Source organism: Sphaerisporangium viridialbum (assembly GCF_049674955.1).
Lineage (GTDB): Bacteria > Actinomycetota > Actinomycetes > Streptosporangiales > Streptosporangiaceae > Sphaerisporangium > Sphaerisporangium viridialbum.
Genome location: NZ_CP187232.1, coordinates 6837089 through 6863558, shown reverse-complemented (window position 1 = coordinate 6863558; position 26470 = coordinate 6837089). Strand labels below are relative to the sequence as shown.

23 protein-coding genes and 1 riboswitch are annotated in these 26470 nt (G+C 70.4%); of the genes, 9 read left to right on the top strand and 14 right to left on the bottom strand.

The annotated features are described in order from the left end of the window. Positions 1–9: 9 nt before the first annotated feature. Positions 10–672 (top strand): ribulose-phosphate 3-epimerase, encoded by a 663-nt coding sequence (gene rpe / locus ACOZ38_RS31100; protein WP_424534663.1) that lies wholly within the window; start codon positions 10–12, stop codon positions 670–672. A gap of 164 nt (positions 673–836) precedes the next feature. Here rpe and ACOZ38_RS31095 read toward each other — a convergent pair whose 3' ends face one another. The 9 genes from ACOZ38_RS31095 to ACOZ38_RS31055 form a co-directional block, all read right to left on the bottom strand. Further along, positions 837–4151, bottom strand: a complete 3315-nt coding sequence (locus ACOZ38_RS31095) for a PQQ-dependent sugar dehydrogenase (protein ID WP_424534662.1) — start codon at positions 4149–4151, stop codon at positions 837–839. 100 nt (positions 4152–4251) lie between these two features. Further along, positions 4252–5391, bottom strand: coding sequence for a sugar phosphate isomerase/epimerase family protein (locus ACOZ38_RS31090; protein WP_424534661.1), 1140 nt, complete (start codon positions 5389–5391; stop codon positions 4252–4254). Between the two features lie 469 nt (positions 5392–5860). Next, entirely contained in the window at positions 5861–7045 is a 1185-nt protein-coding gene (locus ACOZ38_RS31085) for an ROK family protein (protein WP_424534660.1), read from the bottom strand. A gap of 125 nt (positions 7046–7170) precedes the next feature. After that, positions 7171–7914 (bottom strand): glucose 1-dehydrogenase, encoded by a 744-nt coding sequence (locus tag ACOZ38_RS31080; RefSeq protein WP_405151769.1) that lies wholly within the window; start codon positions 7912–7914, stop codon positions 7171–7173. Positions 7915–8021: 107 nt separating this feature from the next. Continuing rightward, complete coding sequence (locus tag ACOZ38_RS31075; RefSeq protein ID WP_405151767.1) at positions 8022–9065, bottom strand: ABC transporter ATP-binding protein; 1044 nt, start codon at positions 9063–9065, stop codon at positions 8022–8024. Continuing rightward, positions 9062–10126: an ABC transporter ATP-binding protein gene (locus ACOZ38_RS31070; RefSeq protein ID WP_424534659.1), complete on the bottom strand. Its 1065-nt coding sequence runs from the start codon at positions 10124–10126 to the stop codon at positions 9062–9064. The genes ACOZ38_RS31075 and ACOZ38_RS31070 overlap by 4 nt, the downstream gene beginning before the upstream one ends. A gap of 41 nt (positions 10127–10167) precedes the next feature. Then, positions 10168–11148 (bottom strand): ABC transporter permease, encoded by a 981-nt coding sequence (locus tag ACOZ38_RS31065; RefSeq protein WP_405151763.1) that lies wholly within the window; start codon positions 11146–11148, stop codon positions 10168–10170. 78 nt (positions 11149–11226) lie between these two features. Further along, positions 11227–13008 (bottom strand): ABC transporter substrate-binding protein, encoded by a 1782-nt coding sequence (locus tag ACOZ38_RS31060; protein WP_424534658.1) that lies wholly within the window; start codon positions 13006–13008, stop codon positions 11227–11229. Positions 13009–13066: 58 nt separating this feature from the next. Next, complete coding sequence (locus ACOZ38_RS31055) at positions 13067–14095, bottom strand: ABC transporter permease (RefSeq protein ID WP_424534657.1); 1029 nt, start codon at positions 14093–14095, stop codon at positions 13067–13069. 273 nt (positions 14096–14368) lie between these two features. On the opposite strand from ACOZ38_RS31055, the gene ACOZ38_RS31050 reads away from it, so the two are divergent. From ACOZ38_RS31050 to ACOZ38_RS31015, 8 genes are all read left to right on the top strand, one after another. Continuing rightward, complete coding sequence (locus ACOZ38_RS31050) at positions 14369–14560, top strand: hypothetical protein (RefSeq protein WP_424534656.1); 192 nt, start codon at positions 14369–14371, stop codon at positions 14558–14560. 74 nt (positions 14561–14634) lie between these two features. Beyond that, positions 14635–14765: riboswitch (FMN riboswitch) on the top strand. Between the two features lie 343 nt (positions 14766–15108). Continuing rightward, entirely contained in the window at positions 15109–15717 is a 609-nt protein-coding gene (locus tag ACOZ38_RS31045) for a riboflavin synthase (RefSeq protein WP_405151757.1), read from the top strand. Further along, positions 15714–16334, top strand: coding sequence for a nicotinamide mononucleotide transporter family protein (locus tag ACOZ38_RS31040; protein ID WP_424534655.1), 621 nt, complete (start codon positions 15714–15716; stop codon positions 16332–16334). The genes ACOZ38_RS31045 and ACOZ38_RS31040 overlap by 4 nt, the downstream gene beginning before the upstream one ends. Continuing rightward, on the top strand, positions 16331–17548 hold the full coding sequence (locus ACOZ38_RS31035; protein ID WP_405151753.1) for a bifunctional 3,4-dihydroxy-2-butanone-4-phosphate synthase/GTP cyclohydrolase II: 1218 nt from the start codon (positions 16331–16333) through the stop codon (positions 17546–17548). The genes ACOZ38_RS31040 and ACOZ38_RS31035 overlap by 4 nt, the downstream gene beginning before the upstream one ends. A gap of 58 nt (positions 17549–17606) precedes the next feature. After that, positions 17607–18077 carry a 6,7-dimethyl-8-ribityllumazine synthase gene (gene ribH, locus ACOZ38_RS31030; protein WP_405151752.1) on the top strand — a complete coding sequence of 157 codons (471 nt, stop codon included), beginning with the start codon at positions 17607–17609 and terminating at the stop codon, positions 18075–18077. Between the two features lie 48 nt (positions 18078–18125). Beyond that, positions 18126–18578, top strand: a complete 453-nt coding sequence (locus ACOZ38_RS31025; protein ID WP_424534654.1) for a PH domain-containing protein — start codon at positions 18126–18128, stop codon at positions 18576–18578. A gap of 86 nt (positions 18579–18664) precedes the next feature. After that, a complete protein-coding gene (locus ACOZ38_RS31020) occupies positions 18665–21223 on the top strand; it encodes a BTAD domain-containing putative transcriptional regulator (protein ID WP_424534653.1) in 2559 nt (852 codons plus the stop codon). Positions 21224–21308: 85 nt separating this feature from the next. After that, on the top strand, positions 21309–21686 hold the full coding sequence (locus tag ACOZ38_RS31015; RefSeq protein ID WP_424534652.1) for a hypothetical protein: 378 nt from the start codon (positions 21309–21311) through the stop codon (positions 21684–21686). A 128-nt stretch (positions 21687–21814) separates the two neighbouring features. Here the strand turns inward: ACOZ38_RS31015 and ACOZ38_RS31010 are convergent, their stop codons facing one another. From ACOZ38_RS31010 to ACOZ38_RS30990, 5 genes are all read right to left on the bottom strand, one after another. Continuing rightward, a complete protein-coding gene (locus ACOZ38_RS31010) occupies positions 21815–22069 on the bottom strand; it encodes a hypothetical protein (protein WP_424534651.1) in 255 nt (84 codons plus the stop codon). A 595-nt stretch (positions 22070–22664) separates the two neighbouring features. Continuing rightward, complete coding sequence (locus ACOZ38_RS31005; protein WP_424534650.1) at positions 22665–23825, bottom strand: LLM class flavin-dependent oxidoreductase; 1161 nt, start codon at positions 23823–23825, stop codon at positions 22665–22667. A gap of 3 nt (positions 23826–23828) precedes the next feature. Then, positions 23829–24821, bottom strand: coding sequence for an ABC transporter substrate-binding protein (locus tag ACOZ38_RS31000; RefSeq protein ID WP_424534649.1), 993 nt, complete (start codon positions 24819–24821; stop codon positions 23829–23831). Positions 24822–24855: 34 nt separating this feature from the next. After that, complete coding sequence (locus tag ACOZ38_RS30995) at positions 24856–25614, bottom strand: ABC transporter ATP-binding protein (RefSeq protein WP_424534648.1); 759 nt, start codon at positions 25612–25614, stop codon at positions 24856–24858. Further along, positions 25587–26456, bottom strand: coding sequence for an ABC transporter permease (locus tag ACOZ38_RS30990; protein ID WP_405151737.1), 870 nt, complete (start codon positions 26454–26456; stop codon positions 25587–25589). The genes ACOZ38_RS30995 and ACOZ38_RS30990 overlap by 28 nt, the downstream gene beginning before the upstream one ends. Positions 26457–26470 lie beyond the last annotated feature (14 nt).

Below are 26470 nucleotides of genomic sequence, written 5' to 3'. Positions count from 1 at the left end.
TGCGGCATCATGGCCGTACAGATCTCACCCAGCATCCTCACCGCCGACTTCGCCCGGCTGGCCGACGTGGCCGCCAAGGTCGCGGACGTGGCCGACTGGCTTCATGTCGACGTGATGGACAACCACTTCGTGCCCAACCTGACCATCGGCCTGCCGGTGGTCGAGTCGCTGCTCAAGGCGACCGACCTGCCGCTCGACTGCCACCTGATGATCGAGGACCCGGACCGCTGGGCCCCCGCCTACGCCGAGGCGGGGGCGGGCAGCGTCACGATCCACGCCGAGGCCGCCAAGGCACCGGTGCGGACCCTGCGCCAGATCAGGTCGGCGGGCGCGAGGGCGGGGTTCGCCCTCAACCCGGCCACGGCGGTCCAAGACTACGAGGACCTGCTCGGCGAGATCGACATGCTCCTGGTGATGACCGTGGAGCCGGGGTTCGGCGGGCAGTCCTTCCTCGACATCATGCTCCCGAAGATCCGCAAGGCGCGCGAGCTGATCACCAAGCACGGCGGCGAGATCTGGCTCCAGGTGGACGGCGGGGTCTCGGCCAAGACCATCGAGCGCTGCGCCGAGGCCGGGGCCGACGTGTTCGTCGCCGGCAACGCGGTCTACGGCTCCGACGACCCGGCGCGGGCCGTACAGGACCTCCGCGCCCAGGCCGAGCACGCCCTCTAGCGCGGTCACGTACCTTCGCCGCCAGCGCGGTGATCAGGTACCTTCGCCGCGTCTTCCTTTCCCCTCGGGGACGGAAGCGAGTGCGGGGAGAGCCCCCTGGGCTCTCCCCGCCGTGATGTGCACCGGCCCGAGCCCGGCTGTGAGCGGGGCTCGGGCCGGTGGGCCTAGCCGCGCAGTCGCGCGATCAGGGCCTCCGCGTCGCGGACGAGCACGTCGCTTACGGCCGGGTCGGTCACCTTCTGCGGGTCGCGGGCGAACTTCGCGAACTGCTCCAGCTTCCTGATCGCCTTGGCGGGCTCGTCCTTGCCCGCCTGCTTCTCGGCGTTCTTGAGCTGCGCCGCGAGCGAGTCGCTGTTCACCGTTCCCGCGGCGCTGAAGGCGTCGAGGAGCGCGCCGAGGTCGGTGAAGGAGGTCGTGACCTCGAACGTGACGGTCTGCTTGGTGGTCTGGCCTGCCTTGTCCTTTCCGGTGACGGTCAGCGTGTGCTCGCCGAGCGCCAGCTTCCACAGGGCGACCGGCTCACCGGAGGCGACCGCCTTGCCGTCGATCGTCGCCGTCACGCTCGCCACGCCCGAGGTCGCGTCGGACGCGGAGAAGACGGGGGTGACCGAGGCCGAGTCGCCGTACTTCTTGGCCTCCACCCCGCTCACCGACAGGGCCGGGGCGGTCTTGTCGATCCGCACCGTGACGGTGCCGACCTGCGAGACGTTGCCTCCGCTGTCGGTGGCCCGGTAGCGCACCTCGGTCGTGCCCTCGGTGCTCAGGGTGATCGGGTTGTTGGCGTTCGACCAGGTCGTGCCGCCGTTGAGCGAGTACTGCCGGCTCGACACCGTGCCGTTGTCGGTCGCGGTGACCGTCAGGGTGACGTTGCCGGTGTACCAGCCGTTCTCCCCGGTCGGCTGCGCCGGGTTGAGCGTCGCCGAGACCACCGGCGGCGTCTTGTCGGCGACCCCGGGTCCCACGAAGGTGAAGGCGTCGACGTCGACGCCGCCCGTCGAGGTGACGTACAGCCTGCCGCTGCCCGTGGGCGCGTTCGGCAGCGCGGTGGTCACCGTCTGCCAGCCCGCCCCGGCGGGCACCGTGACGCTCGCGAACGGGTCGGCGGTCGGGGAGTTCCACCGCAGCGATAGCGTGCCCGCGCCGGAGGCCTGGGTCTTCACCGAGGTGATGCCGGTGAAGTCGACCGGGTCGTAGGCGATCCAGTCGCCCGCGTCGAACGAGGTGATCTTGCCGAGCGCCGAGGCCGTGGCGTCCTCGGCCTTGGTGACGCCGCTGAGGGCGTCCGCGTGCTCGGCCTGCATCAGCTTCGGGTTGATGATGAGGGTGGCGTCGCCGAGCGCGCCGGGGATGCCGTTGGCGCCGTTGTCCCGGTAGCTCACCACGACGACACCGTAGATGTTCTCGGTCACGCCGTGCTCGGGGGCGTCCGCGGGGGTCGCCCAGGCGATGGTGCAGCCCGTGCCGGTGGTCAGCGGGTGGGCGTGCGTGTCGTGGCCGAGGCCGAACGACCACTGCACCCTGCTGCAGACGGGGTTGTTCCCGTCCTCCTCGTCGGTGACCTGTACCTGGAACGGCACCGCGTTGCCCCAGTCGACGAAGCCGCCGTTGCCGGGAGCGGCGATGGTCACCTTCGGCGCGGTGTTGCCCACGGTGATCTCGACGGTCGCCAGCCCGAACTTGCCCTGCGCGTCGCTGACCCGCAGACGGGCGGTGTACTGGCCGAGCTTGTCGTAGGTGTGCGAGGCCGTCACGCCGGTGGCGTCGAAGGATCCGTTGCCGTCGAAGTCCCACTCGTACTTCAGCTCGCCCGGCTCGGTGTCGGTGGACGCCGCGCCGCTGAACTCGACGGTGAGGGGAGCGGTGCTGCTGGAGCGCTTGTCGACGGAGATCTTCGCCTGGGGCGACTTGTTCCCCGGGGTGTAGTCGATGCGGTAAAGGCCCGCCTCGGGGTTCTCGCGGAAGAAGCCGTTGCCGTAGTCGAGCACGTACAGCGACCCGTCGGGGCCGAACTCGATGTCCATCGGGCTGTCGGTGATGGGCATCGCCATCTTCTTCAGCTCGCTGTTCGGCAGGAAGTGCTCGATCGCGGTGACCGGCCCGTCCGAGCCCGTCACGGTGAACGCGGCGAGGTAGTCCTGCGAGAACTCCGCGAAGAAGAACTTATTGTCCCAGTACTTCGGGAACTTGGTGGGGGAGGGGTTGTCCGCGTCGTAGTGGTAGACCGGGCCGCCCATCGGGCCCTGGCCGTTCTGCTGCAGGTCGAAGTCGGTGAGCCCGGCCCACTCGGCGGGCTGGTGGGTGTTGTTGTCGCCGTAGTACAGGTCGGCCGGGGTCGCGGGGGGCAGCTTGTCCAGGCCGGTGTTCCAGCGGGAGGTGTTCGAGGCCCCGGCCGCGCAGTCGAACCACTCACGCGGCTTGGCGGTGGCGAAGTCCCAGTTGTTGTAGTTGAAGTTGTCGCCCGTGCAGTACGGCCAGCCGCTGTTCATCGGCTTGGTGATGGGGGTGACGTTCCACTCCACGTACCCCATCGGGCCGCGCGCGGGGTCGGGGGCTCCCGCGTCGGGACCGTAGTCGCCCCACGAGACCGTGCCGGTGCCGGGGTCGACGTCGATGCGGAACGGGTTGCGCACGCCCGTCACGAAGATCTCGGGACGGGTCTTCGCGGTCCCCACCGGGAACAGGTTGCCGTCGGGGATCGTGTACGAGCCGTCGTCCTTCACCTTGATCCGCAGGATCTTGCCCCGCAGGTCGTTGGTGTTGCCCGCGCCGCGCCGCGAGTCGAAGCCGGGGTTCATCCCGGGGGCGTCGTTGTTGGGCGCGAAGCCGTTGGCGCCGGGCGCGCTGGCCGGGGTGTTGTCACCGGTCGCGAGGTAGAGGTTGCCGTCGTCGTCCCAGTCGAAGTCGCCGGCGACGTGGCAGCACTGCCCGCGCTGGGTCTCGACCTTGATGATGACCTGCTCGGTGGACAGGTCGAGGGCGTCGCCGGTCCACTTGAACCGGGAGAGCTGGTTGTAGCCCTTCCACTGGTCCCAGTACGACTCGGGGGCGCCGGTGGGCAGGGTGTTCGGCGAGGAGCCGGTGGGGGTGGTCGCCGGGTACGGCGCCGTCATGGTCTTCGGCGCGTAGTAGACGTAGACCCACTTGTTCTCGGCGAACCCGGGGTCGATCCCGATCGTCTGGAGGCCGTCCTCGGAGTTGTTGTACACCGGGATGGTGTTAATGATCTTGGTGATGCCGGTGGCGGGGTCGGTCAGCCGGATGTCGCCGGTGCGCGCGGTGTGCAGCACGCGCAGGTCGGGCAGCACGGCCATGTCGATCGGCTCGCCGACGCTCTTGGTGAGGGTGATCTTCTCGTAGCTCGACCACTCGGTCGCGGGGTCATGCCCTGGATGGGCATAGGCGGGGACGGCGCCGGGCGCCGCCAGCGAGAGTGCCATGGCGGCCACGACGCCGCCGAGCAGGGTACGGGTAAGCTTCAACAGCTGCGCCTCTTCTTATGGGGGGCTCAGGTAAAGGGCGGGCCGCCACGCGTGCCGCTGCAAGGATCACGTGGCGGTCCGCCGGGGACCGTCGGGCTCACTAGCCCCGCAGCGCGGCCATGTTGTCGTAGCTCACCCCGGCGTACTGCAGTGACTGACCCGGGTTGGCCGTGCCGCCGGGGGCGTTGTCCTGCTCGTACATCGGGTTGTGGGAGCCCTTGGCGCCCACGCCCCTGAAGAACGCGGCGTAGTCGATGTCACCGGTGCCGAAGGGCACCATGTCGTAGCCGTTGCCGGTCGCCGTGTTGGACCTGCCGTCCTTGGCGTGGAACAGCGGGAAGCGCTTGGTGTTCGGCCTGACCACCGACAGCGGGTCGAAGATGTCGGTCTGGACCGAGCCGTCGGGCGCGGTGAAGGTGCGGTGCTTGTACTGGGCGACGTACGCCCAGAAGATGTCCATCTCCAGGTGGACGACCTTGGGGTCGCTGATCTCGATGAAGTACTCCAGCCTGCGGATGCCCGACGAGCGGGTGGGACGGCCCTGCGCGTCGAGCGGGCCGCTGTCGAGCAGGAAGCTGTACGCCACGTCGTGGTTGTGGGTGTAGAGCTTGAGCCCGGCGTCGCGGGCGATCGAGCCGAGTGCGTTCCACTTGGCCGCGGCGACGTCCCAGTCGGCCTTGTAGGCGCTGCCCGTGGGGTCGTTGCCGGTCCCCATGTGGTCCATGCCGAGGATGTTGGCGATCTCCAGGTGCTGCTTGAAGCGGTCCAGGTCGGGCTGGGTGAACGGCCACGAGTTCGGGATGAAGCCGTGGTTGCCCTGCGCCTTGAGGCCGTTGTCGTCCAGCCAGCCGCGCAGCAGCCGGGCGCCGGCGACGCTCTCCAGGTTCGCGCCGCCCTCGGCGTTGGCGTGCTGGGAGTAGCCGGCGAACTCGACCTGCCGGTAGCCGATCCGCCCGAGCTCCTCGAACACCCGCCGGAAGCCGGAGGCCAGGGGCGTCGAGTTCGGGTCGCGCGAGATCGCGTCCCGGACGGTGTACAGGATGATGCCGCGCCTCGGCGGCGGGATCAGGACGCCGTTCGGGCCGCCGGCCGCGTGGGCCGCGGACCCGAGCCCGCCGACCGCGGACACGGCTGCCACCGCGGTGACGCCGGTCGTGGCCGCCAGGAACTGGCGCCGGTTGAGGCCCAGACTGCGGCGCAGCGCGCCGCCCACCTGGATCTCCTCTTCGTGTGCACTCATTGTGTTGTACTCCCGCCTTGCGCGTGTGTGGTGAAGAAGGTGCTGATCCCCGATGCCGTGGCAGAGCTGATGGCCGGCTCCTTTCCGGCCTTGGAGCAACGGCTCCCTCGGCGTTCGTCCGGCCGCGGTCCGCTGCCGGTCGATGCCGCCGCTCGGCTCACCCCGGCCCCTTGTTAGTGTGCGAAGAACTTGGCCAGGAAGTTACGTGGCTTTTGCCGGTTTTGGAAGAACTTTCGTCATCACAATTGAACTTTTCCTTGTGGATGGACAAAGTCCCTGCTTGGATCGCTGTGTCCTGTCTGGCCGGATGTGTCGGGGTGGTGACGATCCCTGGGGGTGGCCGGACGGCCCTTGTCAGTGGCGGGAGTCCTACCTAGGATCCGAAACGTCGCAGTAATGCGCTGTACCGCCGCACTGATGGAGATCTGCCGTGCGCCCGATCGCTGGCCGGCTCGCCGTGGACCCGTGGCTAGGCGTGCGCGGCGAACACGTGGTCGCTGATCAGGCGGGCCGCCCCGATGACGCCCGCGCCGTCCCCGAGCTCGGACAGCACGATCGGGAGGTTCCCCGTCGCGAGTGGCAGCGACCGCTGGTAGATCGCGCTGCGGACCTGGGCGAGCAGGACGTGGCCGAGCCCGGCCACCCCACCCGCGATGATCACCAGGCCCGGGTTGAAGAAGCTCACGAGGCTGGCGAGCACCCTGCCGACCCGCCGCCCCCCTTCGCGGACCATGCTCAGGGAGACCGGGTCGCCCGCGGCCGCGCCCGCCGCGACGTCCTCGGCGGTGAGCGTGCCGCTCTCGGCGAGCCGTGCCGCGAGGAAGGGGGAGCGGCCGGACCGCGCCGCGGCCAGGGCGTCCCTGGACAGGGCGGCGCCTCCGAAGTAGGCCTCCAGGCAGCCGGAGTTGCCGCAAGCGCACACGGGGCCGTGCTCGTCGACCTGGATGTGCCCGATGTCGCCCGCGCTGCCGGACACCCCGTGGTAGATCTTGCCGCCGACCACGATGCCGCACCCGATGCCGGTCCCGATCTTCACGAGGAGGAAGTCGTCGACGGACCTGGCGAGCCCGGCGTGCAGCTCGCCGAGCGCCATGATGTTCACGTCGTTGTCCACCAGCACGGGGCAGCCGAGCTCCTGGCCCATCGCCTCCCGCACCGGGTAGCGGTCCCAGCCGGGCATGATCGGGGGCGCGACCGGTATGCCCGCGGGGAAGCTCACCGGCCCGGGCAGGCCGATGCCGGCGCCGTGGATCTCGGCGGCGATGCCCCTGGCCCGCAGCTTGCCGAGCAGCTCGCGCGCCTGGCCGAGGACGGCGGCCGGGCCGTCGCGGATGTCGGCAGGGGCGGAGATCTGCCCGAGCACCTCCAGCTCGCCGTTGGTCACCGCCACGTCGATCGAGGTCGCGCCGATGTCGATGCCCGCGAACCGCAGGCCGGACGCGATGCGCACGATGCCGGACCGCCGTCCGCCACGGGACGCCGCGAGCCCGGCGGGCTCCACGAGCCCGAGATCGGCGAGCCGGTCGAGCTCCACGGCCACCTTGGACCGGGACAGCCGGACGACGTCGCCGAGCTCGGCGCGCGAGCGCGCGCCCTCCCCGCGAAGAAGCAGGAGGAGCCGCGCCTGATGGATGTTCTCAGGGCGAGCTGTCATTCGCCGGACGCGCCCTCCAGGTCGGAACTGCGCGAGTGAAGGTGACTACATACGCGGACACCGCGAGAAGTTCCGCGCATCGTACCCTTCTTCCTCTCAGCGGACAAAGTCCGCCGCGCCCGCAGTCAGACCAGCCCTCCCGTGGCGCGGATGTTCTGGCCGGTCACCCAGCGGCCGTCGGGCCCCGCGAGGAACGCCACGACGTCGGCCACGTCCGAGGGCTCCCCGACCCGGCGGAGCGGGGTGATCGTGGAGACCATGCGCAGCCGCTCCTCGGAGTTGGTGGCCCGCAGCAGGTCGGTGTCGGTCGCGCCGGGGGAGACGGTGTTCACGGTGACGCCGCGCGGGCCGAGCTCCTGCGCCGCGACGGCGGTCAGCTGCTCGATCGCCCCCTTGCTGGCCGCGTACGGCGCGATGCCCGGCGCGGGGCGCACGGTGTTGAGGCTGGAGATGTTGACGATGCGGCCGCCGTCGCGTAAGTGCCTGGCGGCGTACCGGATGATGACGAACGCCGACCTGGCGTTGACCGTCATGACGCGGTCGAACAGCTCGTCGCCGGTCTCGGCGATGGGGGCCGGGGTGTAGGTGGCGGCGGCGTTGTTGACGACGATGTCGAGGGCCCCGAGGCGCTCGGCGGCGTCCGCCATCAGCCGCTCGGCGGCCTCGGGCTCGGCCAGGTCGATCTGGATGCCGTGGGCGCCGCCGCCCTCCGCCTTGACCGTCTCCTCGACCTGGGCGGCGGCCTCGGCGTTGCTCGCGTACGAGAACACGACCTCCGCGCCGTCGCGGGCGAGCCGCTCCACGATGGCCCTGCCGATGCCCCGGGACCCTCCGGTGACGACGGCCTTCTTCCCCTGAAGCGCTGCCACTGATGCCTCCACCTCGTTCACGACGTGCGGACCTGGCTCGAACCTACGGCGTCCGGACGATCGGTGCCAGGCGGAGGGGACGGCGCGTGCCCGGCCGCCGCCTGGACTCAGGAGGTGAGCGCCGGGTCCAGGACGATCTCCTTCTCGCCGTGGATGGTCGGCTCCTCGGGGAAGTGGCAGGCGGTGAGGTGACCGTCGTGGTTGCCGCCGATCTGGATCAGCGGGGGCTCCTCGGCCGCGCACTTCTCCTTGGCCTTCCAGCACCGCGTGCGGAACCGGCAGCCGGACGGCGGGTCGATCGGCGAGGGCACGTCGCCGGCCAGGCGGATGCGCTCGGTCGCCACGCCGTCCTCGGGCACCGCCACCTCGGGCACGGCGGACAGCAGCGCGTGGGTGTACGGGTGGCGGGGCCGCTCGTAGATCGACTGCCGGTCGCCCACCTCAACGATCTTGCCGAGGTACATCACGGCCACCCGCTGGGAGACGTGCCGTACCACCGCGAGGTCGTGGGCGATGAACAGGAACGCGATGCCGAGGTCGCGCTGGAGCTGCTGAAGGAGGTTGACCACCTGGGCCTGGATCGACACGTCCAGGGCGGACACCGGCTCGTCGGCCACGATGAGCTTGGGCGAGAGGGCGAGCGCGCGGGCGACGCCGATGCGCTGCCGCTGGCCGCCGGAGAACTCGTGGGGGAACCGGTTGTAGTGCTCGGGGTTGAGACCGACGATCTCCAGCAGCTCCTGGACGCGCTTCTGCCGCCCCCCGGCGGGCTGGATGCCGTTGACCTCCATGGGCCCGCTGATGATCGTGCCCACGGTGTGACGCGGGTTCAGCGACGAGTACGGGTCCTGGAAGATCATCTGGATCTCGGAGCGGATTGGCTTCAGCTCGCGGCGGCTGGCGTGGCTGATGTCGTTGCCGCGGTAGCGGATCGTGCCGTCCGTCGGTTCGAGCAGCCGGGCGACCAGGCGGCCGGTGGTGGACTTGCCGCATCCCGACTCGCCCACCAGGCCGAGGGCCTCGCCCGTCGCCACGGTCAGGTCGATGCCGTCCACGGCGTGCACGCGCCCGACCTGGCGCTTGAAGACCATCCCGCCCATGACGGGGAAGTGCTTGGTCAGGCCGGACAGCTCCAGCAGAGTCTCGGTCACAGTCGTTCCTTGATCGTGCCGTCGAAGATTTCCCGCTTCTGCGCGAGCGTCAGGTAGCAGGCGTCCCTGTGCCCCTCGGCCGGGGACAGCTCGGGCCGCTCGGTGGCGCACAGATCGGGGCCGGCCAGCTGGCGGTAGTCGCACCGGGGGTGGAAGGGACAGCCCGGCGGGGGGTTGAGCAGGCTGGGCGGCGTGCCGCGCACGGGCAGCAGCGGCAGGTCCACGTTGGAGTTCAGCTTCGGCATCGAGCCGAGCAGCCCCCAGGTGTACGGATGGTGCGGCTCGCGCAGCACCTGCTGCACGCTGCCCTGCTCGACGGCCCGCCCCGCGTACATCACCAGCACGTTGTGCGCGGTCTTGGCCACCACGCCGAGGTCGTGGGTGATCAGGATGATGGAGGTGCCGAAGTCCTGCTGGAGGTCCTTGAGCAGGTCGAGGATCTGCGCCTGCACGGTGACGTCCAGGGCGGTGGTCGGCTCGTCGGCGATGAGCAGGTCAGGGTCGCACACCAGCGACATGGCGATCATGACGCGCTGGCGCATGCCGCCGGAGAACTGGTGGGGATAGTCGTCCACCCGGGTCCTGGCGTGCGGGATGCCCACCCGCTCCAGCATCTCGATGGCCCGCGCCCGGGCGTCCTTCTTGCCGGCGCCCTTGTGCTTGCGGTAGACCTCGGAGATCTGCCGGCCGATCGTGTGATACGGCGACAGCGAGGTCAGCGGGTCCTGGAAGATCATGGCGACCCTGTTGCCCCGGAGCTTCTCCATCGTGGCGCGGTCGGCGCCGATGAGCTCCTGGTCCTCCAGCCAGATCTCCCCGCCCATCTTGGTGTGGGAGGGGTCGTGCAGGCCGAGGATCGACAGGTTGGAGACCGACTTGCCCGAGCCGGACTCGCCCACGATGCCGAGGGTGGTGCCCTTCTCCAGGTCGAACGAGAGGCCGTCCACCGCGTGGACGATGCCGTCCTCGGTGCTGAACTGCACGGACAGGTCGCGGACCGACAGGAACGGCCCGGGACCACGCGGTGTAGCGGGCTCGCGGTCCCAGGTGACGGTGGTCACTTGCTGCTCCTCGAATTCGTACGGCTTGTGCGCATGGCCGGTCAGACCAGCCTGACGCGCGGGTCGATGAAGGCGTAGAGGACGTCCACCACGATGTTCAGCAGCACGATCGCGAACGCCCCCACCAGGGTGACACCGAGGAGCATGGGCAGGTCGGTGTTCTGCACGGCGCGCACGGCCAGCTCGCCGATGCCGTGCAGCGTGAACGTCTGCTCGGTGATGATGGCGCCGCCGAGGAGGGTGGCGAGGTCCACGCCGAAGATGGTGACGATGGGGATCATCGCGCCGCGCCAGGCGAACCGCAGGAAGACCGTGCGGCCCGACATGCCCTTGGCCCGCGCCGTGCGCACGTAGTCCTCGGCGAGCTGCTCCACCATCACCGACCGGGTCATGCGGGTGTAGTTGGCGGTGAAGATGATCGACAGCACGACCCATGGGATCAGCAGGTGGACGAACCACCCGAGCGGGTCCTCGGTGAAGGGGATGTACGAGGGCCGGGGAAGCAGGCCGAGGCTGTCCACCACGAAGAAGACCAGGATGGGGCCGACGAAGTAGATCTGCAGCGAGGCGCCGATCACCGACGACGTGCTGGCGATCTTGTCGAGCGGCTTCCCCTGCTGCCAGGCCGCGATCATGCCGGTGACGATGCCGAAGCTCAGGAGCACGGCCGCCGCGCCGATGGTCACCGAGAGGGTGACGGGGAAGCGGTCGAGGATGGCCGAGAAGACGGGCTCCTGGGTGGCGAAGGAGTAGCCGAGGCAGGGCGCGGGGCACTCGCCGAACTGCACGAGGTCACGCCCGGCGAAGATGCCGATCAACCAGTGCCAGTACTGCAGGAAGAGCGGCTCGTCCATGCCCAGGTTGTGGCGGATCAGCGCGAGGTTCTGGGGTGGGCAGATCTTCCCGCAGAACGCCCGCGCGGGGTCGCGGGGGATCGCGTAGAAGAGGAAGAACGTGACGGCACTGATGATCAGCAGGATCACGACTGCGCCGATGAGTCGACGGACGAAAAACCGGAACATGGCCTCGGGCTTCTTCTCCTGCTGGGTGGGACTGAGAGCCGCCGTCCGGGCCGGAGCCCGGACGGCGGCGACCGGTGACTACTTGACGTAGACGTTCGTTGGCGACTGCTCGCCGTCGATCGCGCTGAACTCCACGCCGCCGAGCCCGGAGCCGTACAGACCGAAGTAGGTCTGGTAGTACTCGGGCACGATGGCGGCCTGCTCCATGATCTTCCTGTCGAGCGCGGCCCAGGCCTTGCCCGCCTCGGCCGCGTCGGTGATGGCGTTCGCGGCGTCGATTCCGGTGTTGATCTCCGGAACGTTGAGGTGGCTGTAGTTGGACGCGTTGTCCGTGATCAGCCGGCCGTCGAACAGCGGCTGGATCGCGGTCGAACCGGTCGGCCAGTCGGCCGCCCAGCCGCCCCAGTAGATGTCGAACTTGTTGTCCACCGGGCCGATGGCGTCGTAGAAGGTCGCCGGGTTGAGCGGCTTGGCCACGACGTTGAAGCCGGCCTTGGTCAGCGCGTCCTTGATGGCGACGGTGATCTTCTCCTGCGTCGGCGTCTGGTTGTAGGCGTAGACGACCGTCGGGTTCGGCTCGCCGGCCTCCTTCAGCAGCGCCTTGGCGGCCTCGGGGTCGCCGGTGGGCTTGGCCAGCATGCCGTACAGGTCGAAGGACTCGTAGCCGAGGACCGTCGGGCTCATCACCGTGGTGGCGATCTTGCCGGTGTTGACCTCACCGCCCGAGATCAGCTGGAGCTGCTTGGACGGCCAGGCCTTGATGATCGCCTGGCGGACCTTCACGTTCGTGATGCGCTTGGTGTTGATGTTGTAGAACGTGGTGAACGGCGTCAGGCCCTGAAGCGAGCGCTTCATGGCGTCGGCGTTGTTCAGCACCTCCTGCACGCGCTCGGCCGCGATGGCGTTGTGGAAGGTCATCGCCGTCTTGTCCGGCCCGGAGTCCGCGAGGAAGCGCTCGGTGGAGTTCTGCGCCTGGACGCCGAACTCCATGTGCCACTTGTCGGGGTACGCGTTGCGGATCGGGTCGGTCTTCGGGTCCCAGTTCGGGTTGCGCACGAGGTCCATGGACTTGTCGGTCACATGGCTCTCGATCTGGTACGGCCCGGAGGAGAAGGGCTTCTTGTCGTACTTCTCCTTTGTGTCCTGCGCCTTGGGCACCACTCCGTAGCCGGTCATGGCGACCGTGAAGTTGAAGTCGGGGTGCGGGGCCTGCAGGTTGAACACGACGGTCTTGTCGTCCGGGGTCTCGATCGCGTCCAGGGACTTGCCCTTGTACGGGCCCTCGTACGCCTTGCGGTAGTCGCCCTCGACCAGCCACTGCTGGACGTAGGTCGGGCCCTCGGTGATGAACGGCGCGTACAGGCGCTCGACGCTGTACTTGATGTCAGCCGAGGTGATCGGCGTGCCGTCCTGCCACTTCAGGCCGTCCTTGAGGGTGAACTTCCACGTCTTGCCGCCGTCGGTCGTGCTGCCGGTGTCGGTGGCGAGGTCGCCGACCAGCTTGATGCCGTCGGCGCCGGTGCGGTAGCCGGTCAGCTGCCGGGTGAACAGCTTGGAGGCCGTGGCGTTGTAGTTCAGGTAGACGCGGCCCGGGTCGAGGTGCGAGAAGTCGTCACGGTCGATCATGTTGACCGTGCCTCCCGGCTTGGCGCCCGCGACCGCGGTGGCCGGGCCCTGCGAGTCCGCGTCCGTGCCGACGACGATGGTGCTGACGGCCGCCTGCGTCTTGGTCGGCGTCGCGGCGGCGCCACCCGACTCGACGGGACCGCCGCCACCGCCCTTGGCGCAACCGGCCAACGCGAGGGCCCCGGCCGTGAGGATCACCACCGCGGTGGTGGCCCTCCTGGGTGCGAATGTCATATCGACCTTCCTGATCATGTGCTTGCTGGTCCTGGTCAGCAGGTCAGCGGGTGGACGGCTATCGCCGGGTCTTGGGGTCGAAGGCGTCCCTCAGGGAGTCTCCGAGCAGGTTGAAGGCGACGACGAAGATCACCATGGACACACCGGGGAAGACCAGATAGGTGATGTCCTGGTGGTAGACGTTCGAGCCGACCAGGAACATGCGCCCCCAGTCGGGGGTCGGCTCGGTCATGCCGACGCCGAGGAACCCGAGCCCGGCCTCCGCGCCGACGTACAGCGGCAGCGCGAGCGTGGACTGGATGATGATCGGCGTCCACAGGTTGGGCAGCAGTTCCTTGAAGATGATCCGGAACGGCGAGGCCCCGGTCACCCTGGCCGCCTCGATGAACTCGCGCTCGCGAAGGGAGAGCACCTGCGAGCGCAGGAGGCGGGAGATGGTCGCCCAGCCGAGCACGGTGAGCACCACGCAGATGGAGACGTAGCGCAGCCAGATCGGCGTCTCCTCCTCCGGGGTCACGAACGCCGCCTCGACGACCGGCAGGAACACGATGAGGAACAGCTGGGAGGGGAAGGCCAGCAGCGTGTCGATGACGCGGCCGATCACGTAGTCGGTCTTGCCCCCGACGTAGCCCGCCCAGATGCCCATCACGACGCCGATGACCGTCGTGACGATCGTGACCACGATCGCGATGGACAGTGACGTGCGGATGCCGTAGACGAGCTGCATGAACACGTCGCGGCCGAGGCCCGGCTCCAGGCCGAACCAGAAGTCGCCGCTGACGCCTCCGTTGGGGGCGATCGGGTAGCCGTACTCGTTGAGCAGTCCCGGCGAGTTCTGACCGTAGGTGGTGTACGGATCCTTGCCGTACAGCCACGCGATCACCGGTGCGAGGATCGCGACCAGGAAGAAGAAGGCCACGATGACGGCGGACACCACCCCGGTGCGGTCACGGCGAAAGCGCCGCCACATGAGCTGAGCGGGGGAGCGGCCCACCAGGGGAGAACCGCCCGCGCCGGCCGTCGCGGCCGGGACGGTGTCGACGGGGTCGGAACCGGCCTCGGTCGCGGCCTGTGAGGGGAGAGTCATTGTGCGGGTGCCACCAGAGATCGATCGCAGTAAATCGTGACTTGAGGGAACCTTGGCAATTTATTACCCGTTGGTCAATGTCCGCGACTCATCCTTTACACGATTTCGTCGTTCGTTGTGCAATGTCAATCAGGTTGTGTCCCTAAACCCATTGACCTGCGGCGATGTCGTGGGACAGACTACCGAACGCGCGCAATTTGAATTGTCACGATTCTGTGACACAAGCAGGACACCGTCATGACGGAATCGCCCGATTAACCGCCAAGTGGCCATATGTATGGGTATGGGTGCGCGCACGTACGGCGCCATGGCGGAGGCGGCCAGGGCCGGAGCCCGGGTGCGCAGGATTACGCGTCGCCGGCCGCGCACGACCCCGACCTTGGCGAGCGGTTCCGGCTGGACGACCCCGACGCGCTGCGCTGGGTCCACGTGGGCGGCCGCCCGAACCGGGGTGACCCCACCTAGCAAGCGCTTGGTTAAAGTAGGGGTTCGTGAGGGTTACGCCCGCTTTGCGGGACATGGCACACTGATAGGCAGAGCAGCGTGCTCCGGGGTCGGTGAAATTCCGAACCGGCGGTGACAGTCCGCGACCCGGCCGAGTCCATCGGCCGGTGGACCCGGTGAAATTCCGGGACCGACGGTTAAAGTCCGGATGGGAGGAAGCGCGCGAGCGTTCGGCGACCAGGTCGCCGGACGCCTCCGTGGTGCGTGTGCCGCACCCGATCACCCCGGGGCCCGCCGTGGCAGCAAGCTACTGGCGAGTAGGAGGGGCCGGGTGGGCCGACCGGACATCACCGCGTGCCGCGCGTTCCAGCGCGCCGCGCCTTCCGCCGCCGTTCCCGCTGTGCCCGCCATGGGTGGCTCACGCGCGCCCGGCGCCGTCCTCGCCTCTTCCCCGGCTTCCCCTGTCGCCGTGGAAGACGCGCGGGTCCTCATAGGTTGCTTCCTCACGCAGGATCCGATCGGCCCGGGCTTCCGGCTCCCCGCACGGTCGCATCGCATAAGGAGCGTTGATGTTCACTGGAATCGTTGAGGAGCTCGGCGAGCTCGCCGGGATCGAGGTGCTGCCCGACGCGGCGCGCTTCTCGATCCGCGGCGAGATCGTCGCCCCCGGCGCCCGCCACGGCGAGTCCATCGCGGTCAACGGGGTCTGCCTGACCGTCGTGGACGCCGGCGGCGACACCTTCACCGCCGACGTGATGAAGGAGACCCTCGACCGCAGCTCGCTCGGCTCCCTCACCCCCGGCACGCGCGTCAACCTCGAACGCGCCGTGCGCGCCGACCAGCGGCTCGGCGGCCACATCGTGCAGGGCCACGTGGACGGCACCGGCGAGGTGCTGTCCCGCGAGCCCGCCGAGCACTGGGAGGTCGTGCGCGTCTCGCTTCCGCCCGGCCTGGGCCGCTACGTGGTCGAGAAGGGGTCGATCGCCGTCGACGGCATCAGCCTGACCGTGGTCAGCGTCGAGGACGACCGGTTCGCCGTGAGCCTCATCCCCACCACGCTCCAGCTCACCACGCTCGGCTTCAAGCGGCCGGGCGACCCGGTGAACCTCGAGGTCGACGTGATCGCCAAGTACGTCGAGAAGCTCGTCGGCGCGCACGCCCAGGGGGCCGCGTCGTGAGCTGGGCCGAGGCGGGCTTCACCCTGGCGGGCCAGCACGTGCTCTGGGCCGACCTGGTCGGGAACATCTGCGCGCTCGCGACCGTGTGGCTGGCGATGAAGCGCACCATCTGGACCTGGCCCGTGCAACTGGCCGGCTCGGTGCTGCTGTTCGCCGCCTCGATCGAGGCGCACATCACCGGAAACGCGCTGAAGCAGGCGATGTTCGGCGTGCTCGCCCTGTACGGGTGGTTCCGCTGGTCGCGGGGCATCAAGGAGGGCAAGACGCTGCCCGTACGTCCGGGGAGCACCCGCGAGCGGGTCACGCTGGTCGCGGTCATGGTGGCCGCCACGGCGCTGGTCGCCCTCTTCTTCACCGCGACCGGGTGGTCGTGGGCCCCCGTCCCCGACGCCTACATCTTCGTCGGCAGCGCCATCGCCACCTACGCCCAGGGCCGGGCGCTGATCGACTTCTGGTGGATCTGGATCGCGGTGGACGTGGTCGGCGTCCCCCTGGCGTTCAGCTCCGGCCTCGTCGTCTCCGGCGTGGTCTACGGCGTCTTCTTCGTCATGGTTCTGCTCGGGATCCGCGAATGGCGGCGGCAGTACAGCCGCCGGCTGGAGGTAGTCACAGCATGAGCGACATCACGCTCGACCCGATCGAGCGCGCGATCGGCGACATACGCGAGGGCCGGCCCGTCGTGGTCGTCGACGACGAGAACCGCGAGAACGAGGGCGACATCATCTTCGCCGCGTCCAAGGCCACCCCCGAGCTGCTGGCCTTCACGATCCGCTACACCAGCGGCGTCATCTGCGTCCCCATGCTGGGCGAGGACCTCGACCGGCTCGGCCTGCCGCTGATGGTCCACCAGAACCGCGAGCGGCTCCGCACGGCGTACACGATCAGCGTGGACGCGCGCGACGGCGTGACCACCGGCATCTCCGCCGCCGACAGGGCGAAGACCATCCGCACCCTCGCGGACTCGGCCACCGAGCCCTTCGACCTCGTACGTCCCGGCCACATCTTCCCCCTGCGCTACCACAACGGCGGGGTGCTCGCCCGCCGCGGCCACACCGAGGCGGCCGTCGACCTGGCGCGGCTCGGCGGGCTCACCCCCGCGGGGGTGCTCGCCGAGATCGTCAACGACGACGGCACGATGGCGCGGCTGCCCGAGCTGCGCAGGTTCGCCGACGAGCACGACCTCGCGCTCGTCTCCATCGAGCAGCTGGCGGAGCACCGCCGCCGCACCGAGCGCGTGGTCGTGCGGGTCGCCGTCACCGAGATCCCGAACCGGTACGGCCTGTGGCGCGCGTACGGCTTCTCCAGCGGCATCGACGGCGGCGAGCACATGGCCCTGGTCTACGGGGACCTCGGCGACGGCGAGAACATCCTGGTGCGCGCGCACTCCGAGTGCCTGACCGGCGACGTCCTCGGCTCGCTGCGCTGCGACTGCGGCGTGCAGCTCGACCACGCCATGCGCGCCGTCGCGGCGGAGGGCAGGGGCGTCATCGTCTACCTGCGCGGCCACGAGGGGCGCGGCATCGGGCTGCTGGCCAAGCTGAAGGCCTACAGTCTCCAGGACAACGGCAGCGACACCGTGGACGCCAACCTGGAGCTCGGCCTTCCCGTGGACGCGCGCGAGTTCTCCAACGCCGGCCAGATGCTGGCCGACCTCGGGGTCAAGTCGGTGCGGGTGCTGACCAACAACCCCGCGAAGCTGCGCGGCCTCGACGGCTACGGCATCAAGGTGCTCGGCCGCGCGCCCATGCCGGTGGCCGCCAACGAGTACAACATCAAGTACCTCACGGCCAAGCGCGACAGGCTCGGCCACCAGATCGAAGGAGTCCGATGAGCGGGGTCGAACGCACCACACGCGGCCGGTGGAAGCGAGAGTTCCGCGGGGAGGGCCGATGAGCGGCGAGGGACGCCCCCAGCCCACCCCCGTCGCCGCGCGGGGGCTGACCGTGGGCATCGTGGTCGCCCGGTGGCACGAGCGGATCACCGACCAGCTCCTGGCCCGCGCGGAGCGGGCCGCCGAGGAGTGCGGCGCGGCCAGCGTGGCGGTGCGGGTGGCGGGCTCGCTGGAGATCCCGGTCGTGGCGCAGGCCCTCGCCAGGCGGTGCGACGCCGTCGTCGCGCTCGGCGTCGTGGTGCGGGGCGAGACGGCCCACTTCCAGTACGTCTGCGACTCGGTCACATCGGGACTGACCCGGGTGTCCCTGGACGAGTCGACTCCGGTGGGCAACGGGGTCCTCACGTGTGACAACCTTGATCAGGCCGTCGACCGTGCGGGCCTGCCCGGAAGTCACGAGGACAAGGGATACGAGGCAACGGTCGCGGCGCTCGAGACAGCTCTGGTCCTGCGTGATCTGAAGGGATGAGGAACTTGCCGCGCCGATCAACCTGCCGCGCCCACCGGACGGGCCGCCGTGCCTGAGAGCGACCTCCCGCCCCTGCCGGTCATCTGGCGTCCGCGCCGCGCCAGGATCCTGGCGTACGGCTTCGCCACCGTGATGGTGGCCGGTTCGATCGTGCTCGCGGTGCTCCTGCCTCCGCCGTTCAGGCTGCCCGACAAGATCGGCCTGGTGGTCTTCGGCTGCCTGGTCGCGTTCGTCCTGCACCTGCTCGGGCGGCTGCGCGTCGAGGCCGACGAGCGGGGCGTGACGGTCGTCAACGCCGTACGGGTCCACCGGTACGAATGGCCCGAAGTGCTCGGGGTGAACCTCCCCGAGGGGGAGCCGTGGCCCAAGCTCGACCTCGCGGACGGCTCCAGCGTCGGCGCCATGGGCATCCAGGGCGCCGAGAAGAGCCGCTCGCAGAAGGCCGTGACCGAGCTGCGCGCGCTCATCCACCAGTACGGCGAGGCCCCCGACCGCCGCTAGGCCGATGATCGGGAGGATCTGCCGTGGAATTCCGGATTATGGGGCCATTAGAGGTACGTGACGGCGCGGAGGATCGCACGCCGACCGTGCCGAAGCACCGTGATCTGCTGGCACTGTTCCTGCTCAACGCGCGCAGACCGCTCACCGCCGGGCGGTTGCGTCAGCTGCTGTGGCCGCGAGAGGACGGCGACAGGTCCGACTCCCTGATCCGCGGCTATATCGGCCGGCTGCGGCAGCTCGTGGGCAAGGATGTCATCACCACCGTGTCGGGCACCTACACCCTTGCCATCGAGGACCACCAGGTCGATGTCGGCCGTTTCCGGCGGCTCGTGCACGAGGGCACGAGCGGTCGCGACGGCGCGAAGCTGCGGGAGGCGCTGAGCCTGTGGCGCGGCCCCGTCCTCGCCGACGTCGACCCCGACGCCCAACGCTGGGCCGAGACACGGCGGCTGCGCGAGGAGCTCGAAGAGCTCCGCCTGCTCGCCGTGGAACGCCGGATCGACCTCGATCTGGAGGGGGGCCACCACCGCACGCTGCTGGCCGAGCTCGGGACGCTCGTGGCGCGGCACCCGCTGCGGCAGAGCTTACGCGGCCTGTACATGCTCGCGCTGTACCGCAGCGGGCGGCGCGTGGAGGCGCTCGCCTCCTATGGCGCCCTGCGTGACCAGCTCGACGACGGGCACGCCATCGAACCCGATCCTGAGCTGCAGCTGCTCTACCACCGCATGCTGCACGACGACGTCATGCTGCACGTCTCGGCGGGCCCGCCGGTGCTGCTGCCGCGCGACGTGGCCCACTTCACCGGCCGGGCCGACCTGCTCGACCAGTTGATCTCCGGCCTGGTCGTCGTGCACGGCCAGGCCGGCGTGGGCAAGTCGGCCCTCGCCGTGCACGCCGCCTGGCGGCATCGCGACCGCTTCCCCGACGGCATCCTCTACGCCGACCTGCGCGAGTCGACGAGGCCGGCCGCGATCCTGGAGGACTTCCTGCGCTGGCTCGGCTGCCCCGCCCAGGCCGTCCCCGCGGCCTTCGACCAGAGGCAGAAGCTCCTGCGCACCTACACCGCCAACCGCCGCATGCTCGTGCTGCTCGACAACGCCGCCGACGAGTCCCAGGTGCGGCCGCTGCTCACCTCCTGCCCGACCATCGTGACGAGCAGGTCCGCGCTCGGCGGGCTCACCGGCGCCGTACGGGTGCCGCTCGGCGTGCTCGACGACGACGAGGCGTGCGGCCTGCTCGTCAAGCTGATCGGGCAGGAGCGCGCGGAGGACGAGGGGGTGCGGAAGGTGGTGCGCTTCTGCGGCGGCCTGCCGATCGCCCTGCGAGTCGCCGGCTCCCGCCTCGCCGCCAGGCCCGGCTGGACCCCCGGCTACCTGGCCGGCCTGCTGGAGGACGAGTCCAGGCGGCTGGACCGGCTCCATTCGGGCGACCAGACGGTCAGAAGCGTGTACGCCATCGGCTACGACGGCCTGTCGCGGGAGGCCAGGCGCCTGCTCCGCCTGCTCGGGACGCTGTCCGCCCCCGACGTCGCCGACTGGGCCGCCCAGATCTTCGGCGACCAGGCGGACGCACTCCTCGACGCCGGCCTGCTGGTGGCGCACACCGTGGACGTGGCCGGGCAGGTCCGCTACCGGCTGCACGATCTGACCCGGCTCTTCGCCCGCGAACGGCTGGTGGAGGAGGACGGCGTGCAGGTCGTGCGCGCCGAGCTCGCGAAGCTCCAGGCCGTCGCCGTGGCCCGGGTGCGGACTTCGAGGTTCACCCTCGTCTCCAGCGCCCCCTCCCCGGGGAACTTCGCCACCAGGGACATCAAGGAGTCGGTGGAGTGGCTGGCCGCCGAGCGGGCCTTCCTGGTCTGCCTGGTCGACGACCTGCACGGGGTCCTCCTCGACGACGGCGCGTGGCGGCTCGCGCACCTGCTCGTGCCCTTCCTGGAACGGTGGAGGTTCCTCGACGACTGGCACCAGGTCTGCGAGACGGGCCTGAACGCGGCCCGCCGTACCGGCGACGTCCGCGCCGAGGCGCTGATCCTTCGCGACCAGGGCGACCTGCACCGGGCCCGGCGCCGGTGGGACCAGGCCTCGGACCTGCTCACGCGGGCGCTGGACATGCTCCGGCGCGAAGGCAGGAGCCGCGACGTGGCGCACACCCAGCGCAGGCTCGGCCAGGTGCTTCTGGATCAGGGCCGCCTCGGCGAGGCCGAGCGCACTCTCACCGCGTGCCTGCACACCCTGGGCGGCAGCGCCAGGGGCACCGCGGAGGCGCTGCAGGCGCTCGGCACGGTGCTGCACAGGGCCGGGCGCCCGGAGGAGGCGGCCCAGCGGCTCGCCGGCGCCGCCGGGCACTTCGCCGGTCTCGGTGATCGTCACCGCCACGCCGACACCCTGCTGGAGCTGGCCTCGGTACGGCTGGCGCAGCGCCAGGTGCCCGAGGCCAGGGAATGCGCGGAGAAGGCGAGGGGCATCGCCGTACGGCTCGGCGACCGGCTGCTCGACGCGCACGCCCTGCTGGCGCTCGCCCGGGTGAACCATGCGGAGGGGGCGGGCGGCCTGGCCCGCGAAATGGCCGGGGAAGCACTGAAGGCCTTCGACTCCGTGGGCGACGAGCAGGGCCGCGAGGCGGCGCTCGTCCTGCTCTCCCGCTGACTCAACGCATCCTCAACACGGACTCAACACGCTACGTCCTACCTTCCTCTCGTCCAGGCAACGTCCAGATGAGAGGAAGCCGACAATGATCGCGACTCGCGCCCGGCTCCGCACCTCCCTCGCCGCGCTGACCATCGCCGCCGCAGGCGCCGGCCTGGTGGCGTCCGCCCCCTCGGCGAACGCCCAGAGCACGGCCTCCACCGCCTCCGCGTCCACCAGTGCCGCGGCCTCCTCAAGCCAGGCGAAGGCGGCCAAGTGGTGCGGGCCTTGGCGGCACACCGTCGGGACCGTCACGCAGACCGTCTACGTCACGAACAAGAACTGCCGCGGGGGCATCAGCTTCCAGGTCAGGGAGGCCTACGGTCCCGACAGCCCGTGCATCGTGGCGCGCTACGGCCACACCAGGTCCTGGAAGTGGTCCAGGCACAAGACCTTCCAGGGCATCCGGTGGAACTGCGCGTGATCGGACGGGCCTCCACACGTCTGGGTGGGACACCCGCCCAGGCGCCTTCCGTGGCCCGGTCGCCCGCGTCGCCGCGGGACGCCGGGCCAAGGGGAGAGGACGGCGGTGGCCGACGGGGCCCGTAGGTCTCAGCCGGCCCCGGTGGGGGGATGGCGGCTCTTGCGGCGCGCCTCGGCCGCGGCCTGCTCCTCGAGCTGGCGGGCCAGGTCCTCCAGGTTGTCGGCGCCGAGCACGTTGGAGACGCCGAACGCCGCGGCGGCGCTGGACCACGGGTGACGCCGGTAGGCAACCCAGCCGCCGTAGAAGTCCAGGATCTCCCACGTCCTGCCGTGGCTCTGCTGGACCTGCGCCAGCGTCAGCGCGCTCACGGTCACTGGTCGCATGCCGGGCCTCCGTGGCGTAGGCGCGGCTCTCTCAGCCTCGCGGCGGCGCGGTGCGGCACGTGGGAGGGGACGGCGTGCGTGGAGGCCACTATGACAGCTTCCCTTCGTCGGAAACCCGAGTCAACATCGCGTTTACAGAACGTGGTGCTCCCGTTCAAACATGATTCGGAGTCGAAGGGCCTCCGGATGACGCTTCGGCGAATTCTTCTTGCCGGTCGGCTGTTTCGTCGCCCGGGCGGCACGGCCCGTCGCTCGTCGCCGACCTAGGATGCGAGCCGGTCGACGGCGGCGGCCTGGAACGCGCGGGGCTCCTGGAGGCGATGGTGGCGCTCATGGTCCCGAGGTGGCCGGCGGGCGTGGACGCCCGCGCGATCGTCCCGCCGCTGGAATACGCCTTCGGCGACCGTTCCTCATGAATTGGATGAACGGCGATCCTCGCTCCCGAACGGTTAAACCATGAGAAGCATCTTAAATTCCACCGCCTGGCGCATTATGTGCACGGGAAAACGTTCCTTACAGCGGGAGTTGAGAGAGGAATTCCCGCCGGGGCCGAGGCGGGAATTCCCTCGTACGCATTCGAAAACGCGTGATCAGGTCAGGCGGTGAGCCGGACGGGTTCCCCCGTGCGGTCGAGGACGCCCCGGCGGCGCAGCTCAGGCAGCACCCCCTCGCCGAACCAGTAGGCCTCCTCCAGGTGCGGGTAGCCGGACAGGACGAACTCGGTGATGCCCTGGTCGGCGTACTCCTCGACGAGGTCGGCGACCTCGGCGTGGCTGCCGACCAGCGCCGTCCCCGCTCCGCCGCGCACGAGCCCGACGCCCGCCCACAGGCCCGGGTGGACCTCCAGGTCGTGGACGCTTCCGCCGTCGCGCCGGTAGCCCTCGTGCAGGGCGAGCATGCGCTTCTGCCCGACCGAGTCGCTCCGCCCGAGCGTCTGCTGCGCCGTGCGCACGTCGGCGGGGTCGATCGCGTCCAGCAGGCGGCCGGCCTCCGCCCACGCCTCCTCGGAGGTGTCGCGGGCGATGACGTGCAGCCGGATGCCGAACCTCAGCGTCCGTCCCTCCCCGGCGGCGAGTCCCCGCACCCAGGCGATCTTCTCCGCAACCTGGGCGGGCGGCTCGCCCCAGGTGAGGTACGTCTGGACGTGCCGCGCCGCGACCGTGCCCGCAGCCGCCGACGAGCCGCCGAAGTACAGCTCGGGCACCGGGTCGGGCCGCTCGGCCACCGTGGCGCCCTCCACCTGGTAGTGCGCGCCGGTGAAGTCGTACGGGGTGCCGCTCCAGGCCCCGCGCACGATGGAGAGGAACTCGTCGGTGCGCGCGTACCGCTCGTCCTTCGACAGATGGTCGCCGAAACGGCGCTGCTCGGTGCTCTCCCCGCCGGTGACGATGTTGAGCAGCAGGCGCCCGCCGGAGATCCGCTGGTAGGTCGCGGCCATCTGGGCGGCCAGGGTGGGGGAGACGAAGCCCGGCCGGAAGGCCACGAGGAACTTCAGCCGCGTGGTCTGCTGGGTGAGCGCGGCGGTGACCAGCCAGGCGTCCTCGCACCAGGTGCCCGTCGGGGTGAGCACCGCCTCGAAGCCGAGCTGCTCGGCCGACCTGGCGATCTGGCCGAGGTAGTCGATGGTGGGCGGCCGGAAGGCGCTGGCGGTGGGCCGTCCGTGCCCGCGCTGGAGCCCGTGGCCGCCGCCGACGATCGCGCGGCTGTCCCCGGAGGTGGGCAGGAACCAGTGGAACCTCAGATCCTTCGAAGACATTGCTCAGGTGTCCTTCTTGACGATGTCGTTGAACCGGCGGTCGGCGAAGTCGGCGAAGACGATCTTCCCGGGGAGCAGCCCGCCGGCGGTGAAGGCGTCGGCCATCTCCTGCTCGGAGGCCACCAGGGCGTCGTCGATCGGCACTGGGGTGGTGGTCCGGTTGCCGGCGGCGGCCAGCGTGACCTCCACCGGCAGGCCCGTCTCCTTGGCCCAGACCTTGGCCCACTCGGCCTGGTGGGAGTTGGCCCAGATCTTGGCGCGCTGCAGGCGGGTGAGGTAGTCGCGGATCGCCCCCGCCTTGGCCGTGTCGGCGAGCGCCGCCTGGCCCGCGACCTGGAAGTTGTAGCCGTTGACGTAGCCGGTGCCGTCCACCAGGAGCCGGGCCTTGTTCTGCAGGCGGGCCTGGGAGGTGTAGGGGTCCCAGATGGCCCAGGCGTCGATCTGCCCGGAGGTGAAGGCGGCCAGCGCGTCCGCGGGCTGCAGGTAGCTCACCGTGATGTCGTCGAAGGTCAGGTTCTCCTTCTTCAGCACGGCGAGCAGGTGGTAGTGCGCCGAGCTGCCCTTGGCGACCGCGACGCGCCTGCCCTTGAGCTGGGCGGGGGCCGTGATGGCCGACCCCGGGGGGACCACGATGGCCGCGCCCGCGACGTTCTGCCGGTCGGCGGCCACGACGGCGACCTTCGAGCCTGCCGCCGCCGCGAAGATCGGCGGTGTGTTGCCCACGGCGCCGAGGTCGACGCCCCCGGCGTTCACCGCTTCGAGCAGCGGGGGCCCGGAGGGGAACTGCGCCCAGGTCACCTTGTACGGCAGCTTGTCGAGCTCGCCGGCGGCGGCCAGGAGCACCTGCGAGCCGGCCTTCTGGTCGCCGATCTTGAGGGTGATCCCCGAGCCGCCGGAGGCGGAGCCGGTGGAGCCCCCTCCCGCGGTGCTCCCGCACGCGGCGAGCACCGCGGCCACGCCTAACGCCCCGAGCAGCCGGGCCGCTTTGCCGATCATCGTGTCGCCTCCGGGGTGAGGCGGGTCGTGGTGGTCATCGCTGTGCCTCCGGGATTTCGGGCCGTTCGGGGGTGGGGTGTCCTTCCGGAGCCACGCCGAGAGCGGTGAGCAGGCGGGTGCGCAGGGAAAGGAGCTCGGGATGGTCGCGGTGGCGCGGGCGGGCGGCGGCGATGACGGCCTCGTGGGCGATCCTGCCCTCGTCCAGGACGAGCACGCGGTCGGCGAGCACCAGCGCCTCGTCGACGTCGTGGGTGACCAGCAGCACGGCCGGGCGGTGCGCGGCCCACAACTGCAGGACGAGCTGGTGCATGGTGATGCGGGTGAGGGCGTCCAGCGCGCTGAACGGCTCGTCGAGCAGGAGCAGCTCAGGCTCCCTGACCAGCGCGCGGGCGAGGCTCGCGCGCTGGGCCTCGCCGCCCGACAGCGTGAGCGGCCAGGCGCCGGCCCGCTCGGCGAGGCCGACCTCGGCGAGCGCCCGCCGGGCGCGTTCCCTTGCGCCTGTGGCGGTGAGGCCGAGGGCGATGTTGGCCTCCACGCGCTTCCAGGGCACCAGGCGCGGCTCCTGGAAGGCGACCGCGACCGAGGGGGTCACCTCCAGGCCGCCGTCCACGCCGGGGTCGAGCCCGGCGAGCGCGCGCAGCAGGGTCGACTTGCCCGACCCGCTCCGCCCGAGGAGCGCGATGAACTCCCCGCCCCGGATGTCGAGGTCCAGCCCGTCGAGCACGGTGCGGTCGCCGAACCGGCGGGTCAGGCCCCGCACCCCGGCTACTCGCCCAGAAAGCCGCGCCGCCATGAGAGCGCCCTCCGTTCCAGCAGCCGTACGAGGGCGTCGGTGAGCAGGCCGAGCGCGCTGTAGACGAGCAGCCCGACCACGATGACGTCGGTGCGGAGGAACTCACGGGCGTCGTTGATCATGTATCCGAGCCCGGCGTCGGCGTTGACCTGCTCGGCCACGATGAGGGCGAGCCAGGCGACGCCGAGGCTCTGCCGCAGCCCGACCAGCGTCTGGGGGAGCGCCCCTGGCAGCACGATGTGGCGGATCAGCGCCGCGCGGCCGAGTCTCAGGGTGCGCGCCAGCTCGGCCAGCTTGCCGTCCACCCCGCGGATGCCCGCGAAGGTGTTGAGGTAGAGGGGGAACGAGACCGCGAGCGCCACCAGAGTGATCTTGGGGGTCTCGCCGATGCCAAACCACAGGATGAACAGCGGGATCAGTCCGAAGAAGGGCAGGGCGCGGAGCATCTGCATGAGCGGGTCCACGGCGTTCTCGCCCGCCCGGCTGAGCCCGGCGACCAGCGCGAGGAGCACTCCGGCGATCCCGCCGAGCACGAACCCGGCGGCCACCCGCTGGAGCGAGACGGCGATGGCGGTGGGGAGGGTGCCGCTGGTGACCAGGTCGACGGTGGTGGCGGCGATCGTGGTGGGACCGGCGAGCAGGTCTTCCGACAGCAGCCCGGTGCCGCTCGCGATCTGCCAGACGGCGACGACGGCCAGGGGGCTGATCCACCGCCGCCAGGCCCTGGAGCGGCCCGGCGCGCGGGCGGACCTCGGGCGTGGGGGTCGGTCGGGTGTCACCGGCGGTACGGCGGGCCGGGTGGGCTCGCGTGCCGCCTGAACGTCCAGTGCGGGGGTGGGCATCGAGGGAACCTCGC

What these genes read in the sequence shown, in the direction of transcription:
- ACOZ38_RS31065 (WP_405151763.1), bottom strand. Translation starts at nt 11,148, where the DNA reads ATGTTCCGGTTTTTCGTCCGTCGACTCATCGGCGCAGTCGTGATCCTG.
- ribH (WP_405151752.1), top strand. Translation starts at nt 17,607, where the DNA reads ATGAGCGGCGAGGGACGCCCCCAGCCCACCCCCGTCGCCGCGCGGGGG.
- ACOZ38_RS31085 (WP_424534660.1), bottom strand. Translation starts at nt 7,045, where the DNA reads ATGACAGCTCGCCCTGAGAACATCCATCAGGCGCGGCTCCTCCTGCTT.
- ACOZ38_RS31035 (WP_405151753.1), top strand. Translation starts at nt 16,331, where the DNA reads ATGAGCGACATCACGCTCGACCCGATCGAGCGCGCGATCGGCGACATA.
- ACOZ38_RS31055 (WP_424534657.1), bottom strand. Translation starts at nt 14,095, where the DNA reads ATGACTCTCCCCTCACAGGCCGCGACCGAGGCCGGTTCCGACCCCGTC.
- ACOZ38_RS31050 (WP_424534656.1), top strand. Translation starts at nt 14,369, where the DNA reads ATGTATGGGTATGGGTGCGCGCACGTACGGCGCCATGGCGGAGGCGGC.
- rpe (WP_424534663.1), top strand. Translation starts at nt 10, where the DNA reads ATGGCCGTACAGATCTCACCCAGCATCCTCACCGCCGACTTCGCCCGG.
- ACOZ38_RS30995 (WP_424534648.1), bottom strand. Translation starts at nt 25,614, where the DNA reads ATGGCGGCGCGGCTTTCTGGGCGAGTAGCCGGGGTGCGGGGCCTGACC.
- ACOZ38_RS31010 (WP_424534651.1), bottom strand. Translation starts at nt 22,069, where the DNA reads ATGCGACCAGTGACCGTGAGCGCGCTGACGCTGGCGCAGGTCCAGCAG.
- ACOZ38_RS31005 (WP_424534650.1), bottom strand. Translation starts at nt 23,825, where the DNA reads ATGTCTTCGAAGGATCTGAGGTTCCACTGGTTCCTGCCCACCTCCGGG.
- ACOZ38_RS31090 (WP_424534661.1), bottom strand. Translation starts at nt 5,391, where the DNA reads ATGAGTGCACACGAAGAGGAGATCCAGGTGGGCGGCGCGCTGCGCCGC.
- ACOZ38_RS31015 (WP_424534652.1), top strand. Translation starts at nt 21,309, where the DNA reads ATGATCGCGACTCGCGCCCGGCTCCGCACCTCCCTCGCCGCGCTGACC.
- ACOZ38_RS31000 (WP_424534649.1), bottom strand. Translation starts at nt 24,821, where the DNA reads ATGATCGGCAAAGCGGCCCGGCTGCTCGGGGCGTTAGGCGTGGCCGCG.
- ACOZ38_RS31060 (WP_424534658.1), bottom strand. Translation starts at nt 13,008, where the DNA reads ATGACATTCGCACCCAGGAGGGCCACCACCGCGGTGGTGATCCTCACG.
- ACOZ38_RS31045 (WP_405151757.1), top strand. Translation starts at nt 15,109, where the DNA reads ATGTTCACTGGAATCGTTGAGGAGCTCGGCGAGCTCGCCGGGATCGAG.
- ACOZ38_RS30990 (WP_405151737.1), bottom strand. Translation starts at nt 26,456, where the DNA reads ATGCCCACCCCCGCACTGGACGTTCAGGCGGCACGCGAGCCCACCCGG.